This window comes from Pseudozobellia thermophila (assembly GCF_900141855.1).
GTDB lineage: Bacteria > Bacteroidota > Bacteroidia > Flavobacteriales > Flavobacteriaceae > Pseudozobellia > Pseudozobellia thermophila.
On the sequence record NZ_FQYU01000005.1, the window covers coordinates 1 to 4013 of the forward strand.

Sequence of the window (4013 nt, forward strand, 5' to 3'; positions counted from 1 at the left end):
TGTCTGGCCGATGGTCGATGGTAGGAAAAAAAGGTAGGGCGGCGGCCTCGACCGCCCGGTTTTTTACGGGCCGGAGGTATCATCGACCATCGTTTGACAATATGAAACGGTTGGGTTTTCGGGCTGCGTTTTTATCCACCGAGGAAAAAGCCAAAGCGGGAACAAATGCCCGTAAACCACAGAACCCCAACTGTTTTATATTGTGTGTTAGGCAAAGTAGATTTCTATATTTGTCTATAATATTCCTCATCCAATTCTATCCCAGTATCTTTTTCATATATCTTTGGATAATTTACAACCAAATTATCATATCCAATGTATTTCATAATTATCGATGAAACCAAAACATAAAGTTTCAAATAAAGATAATACCTGAATTTATCTGCCTCGTTTATACATTTAGGCTCTATCTCTTGTATCATTGGCGTCCTACCATGCAAGAAAGCATTTCTTTGTTCAATAGCCTCAATATCTGTTGAAGAAATTGGAATCTTTAAAATCTTAAATGGAATTAATAATTTATCACGATTCGTTCTTTGGTTAATTTGGTTAATCCTTGATTTTAATATTTCTTTTCCTTCTGCATCAATCTTATCTTGAAAGTTATCAAGGGTATTTAAAAGTTCTTTTCTAAATTTTCTGGATATGCTTTTTGTTTTTATTGGTGCTAATGTAGACTCATTTTCTTCATAGATTACATTTGCTAATGTTTCAAGTGCAATTGATAAAATACCAGGTGCAGATACAAGTGTTTGAGTGTGTACTTCAATTAATAAAAGTAAAATTGATTTAATATCGTCATTCTCATGACAGTACTGACATAAATTTGAAAATTCCTTCAAATTCAGCGTTCTAACATTGTCTTTATATAAATCCGCTTTTTTAGTATCATGAATATATCCAAATGGATTTGAATAAGTCGGCACATATTGGCACTTAATAGAACCTCTCATTTGTCTATATGCAATACCAGCAACTTCAGTCATGCTGATATTTTCATATTGAAAGAAATATCCATCATTATTTATAAAGTTACCTGAAACAAAGCCAAAAGAGATTAATATAGAAAAACAGAATTCTGAAAAATCTGAATAGGACATTGGAGCTTTGCTTTCAAGGACTAGATAATCTCTATCGGAAAATTCTGTTATTTTTTTCTTGGCTAAATAAAAATGAAATGTATGTCCGTTAATTTTTATTTCAGTTGCTTCTCTTGTATGTATTCCTGATTTATAGTTGTAATCAATTAGTACATTTTCGACTGAAAACGTGAAGTTTATTTTTTCATTTAAGGGCAAAGCCAGTCTATGGTATTTTGATTTCTCTTTATTAAAGTTTCCATATTCAAATGCTGGAATACTCCCATTGACATGTCCACCTGTTTTTTCAGTAAGATATAAGTATGGAATTTTAATTTTTAAGTCGTTTTGATTTATTTCTAAATCTCTAAAATCCCATTTTTCATGCTTAAATAAGAAAGAGTCATGAAGTAGTGTAAACTTAATTCCTTTATCATTTGGTTGTAATTGAATCTCGTAGTTCGTAGAGAAATCTTTTGATGAAATCATGGCATTATCTATCTCTCGAATTTTATTAAGCAATTCAAAAGATTCTGATAAATCAATCATATTTTCAATTCTCTTTAATGGCATGCAGTCTCTTAACGGCCAGACGGCTATGGCGAGTTGCGAGGTATGCTTTGCATACCTTGGCAAGGGGTCGCCATTAGACGCACATTCGCTATAGGCGGTGATGTCGATGGTACCGACCGCGAACGGCTCCGTCCGAGTTTTCTTGGATTGAATATAGCAAATTTTATGGGCGAATGTGCAGTCGTACTGTCTGGCCGATGGTCGATGGTAGGAAAAAAAGGTAGGGCGGCGGCCTCGACCGCCCGGTTTTTTACGGGCCGGAGGTATCATCGACCATCGTTCAAGCTATGAGTAGTGCGGAGACAAGGAAATCTTTTTGTTTCCGTCTACGCACGTAGCAAAAGCTTTTTGTTTTGTTTTATTTTTTTGTTTTCAGAGCAAAATCCTAAAGATTTTGCGCACACATAAATATACACAAACAATAGAATTAAACACCAAACTCCGCATTACTTATAGGTATTGTTGTGGTGTCGTTTTTTTTTTTTTAAGCAGACATTGGATTCACCTGAATTTGTCCTCCAATCGCTTTCAAAACTTTCATAATCGTAGCAAATTGAGGTTTAGAACCTTCAGATAAGGCTTTGTACAAACTCGGTCTACTTAATCCAGTTTCTTCAGATATTTTAGTCATTCCAATCGCTTTTGCGATGTGTCCAATTGCATTTATCACATCGTCATTATCTCCTTCTTCTAAAACAGTATTGAGATACTCTGCAATCATTTCTTTGCTGTCCAAATAATCCGCTATGTCAAATTTTGAAGTTCCCATTTTATTTATTTATTTAATTTGTTCCAGATTTCTTTCGCTTTTTTTATGTCTTTCTGTTGAGTCGACTTATCTCCACCAATGAGTAGAACAATTATTTTACCATCTTTTTCTTTGAAGTAAACTCTGTAACCTTTTGCGAAATTCACTCGTAATTCCCTAATTCCGTCACCGACAGGTTTGCAATCCCCAAAGTGTTCGTCGTTTTCTAGTTTCTGTATTCTAAACAGAATCTTGGCTTTGCCTTTCAAGTCCTTTAACTTTCTCAGCCACTTATCAAATTCGATTGTTTTTTCAATAAAGAACATAAAAACTGTATCTACTTGGATACAAATTTAAGATATTTATTTTTAATCCGCAGTAAATTTTTGGAATTTTCGACTTGAGTGAGACAATGCACCACAACGTGTTTGTATAAGATTAGTTGCGTGTTTTAAGCACTAAAGTTAGCAAATAAATCACGGATAGAAAGTCCGCGAGGACTTTCGTAAATAGGCTAAAACCAGCAATTAATTTTATACGGTGTTGTAACACGTACTTATTGCGTGATTTTTATCAGTCCAAAATTAGTCGCAACCCAAACAATGTTTCCCTCAACTGCAATATCTAAAATTGTATTCTTATATCTTCCTTCTCTAAAATAAATTGGTTCAATTTTATCATCGACCATTTTTATCATTCCATTATTTGTCGCCATCCAAATCGTTCCGTTTTGGTCAATTTCAATATCTCGTACCATATGGTCTGGAATTTTTGAGTTGGTTTTATTATAGTGTTTCCAAACTCCGTTTTCTATGATTGATAAACCGCCATTTCCGTAACCACCACCATAACCTACAAATAATTTATCATCAATATATTTTACAGCTCTTACAACAGAAAGTTGAAGTTCTGAACTTTCGTCATCGTATGATTTCCATTTTCCATTGGAATAAATTTCAAGACCAGAATTATGTCCGATTGCAATGTCTCCACTTTCGTTGATGTCTATTGCTCTTATCGTTAACCCTTTCTTTGGAAGTTGAATTTTACTCCAGGAAACTCCATTGTATTTAAAGAATCCATTTCCACCTCCGAAATAAATATTTCCTTCTTTATCCTCGGTAAAGTCAATGACTGAAATATTTGAAGTCGGAATTTCTTTGGTTGTAAAGACTGTCCATTCATTTCCGTCATATTTTGCGATTTCTGAATTCGGTTTACTGTAGTTTAACCAAATATTCCCTTTAGAGTCAGTAAATATTGGTGTTACTGCATCGCCTTTAATTTCAGAGTTGTCCTTATTTAGATTTTCAAATTTCCCATTTTCATAAGTTATCAAACCAAATTTTACAGTTCCCAAATATAACTTTCCATTCTTATCGACAGAAACTTCCCAAAGGTCATTGTCGATTATTTCGGAATTATTTGTGTCAAACAGTTCAGCACTTTGACTAAATGATAAGGTTGCAAATAAGCAACAAATTATGGTGTTAAAAATGGACTTCATAAATTTTCCTCGTATGTGTTACAACGGCCAGACGGCTATGGCGAGTTGCGAGGTATGCAAAGCATACCTTGGCAAGGGGTCGCCATTAGACGCACATTCGCTATAG

General features: G+C 34.4%; 4 protein-coding genes. All 4 read right to left on the minus strand.

Going from position 1 to position 4013, the window contains the following annotated elements; all coding sequences use genetic code 11:
• Window positions 1-224: 224 nt before the first annotated feature.
• The 4 genes from BUB37_RS13270 to BUB37_RS13285 all read right to left on the minus strand — a co-directional run bounded on the left by BUB37_RS13270 (window position 225) and on the right by BUB37_RS13285 (window position 3907).
• Window positions 225-1652, minus strand: a complete 1428-nt coding sequence (locus BUB37_RS13270; RefSeq protein ID WP_139278113.1) for a hypothetical protein — start codon at window positions 1650-1652, stop codon at window positions 225-227.
• 484 nt (window positions 1653-2136) lie between these two features.
• The gene (locus BUB37_RS13275; protein ID WP_072994314.1) at window positions 2137-2421 is read right to left on the minus strand and encodes an addiction module antidote protein; all 285 of its coding nucleotides are present in this window, start codon (window positions 2419-2421) and stop codon (window positions 2137-2139) included.
• A 5-nt stretch (window positions 2422-2426) separates the two neighbouring features.
• Window positions 2427-2726, minus strand: coding sequence for a type II toxin-antitoxin system RelE/ParE family toxin (locus BUB37_RS13280; protein WP_072994315.1), 300 nt, complete (start codon window positions 2724-2726; stop codon window positions 2427-2429).
• Window positions 2727-2956: 230 nt separating this feature from the next.
• The gene (locus BUB37_RS13285; RefSeq protein ID WP_072994316.1) at window positions 2957-3907 is read right to left on the minus strand and encodes a two-component regulator propeller domain-containing protein; all 951 of its coding nucleotides are present in this window, start codon (window positions 3905-3907) and stop codon (window positions 2957-2959) included.
• Window positions 3908-4013 lie beyond the last annotated feature (106 nt).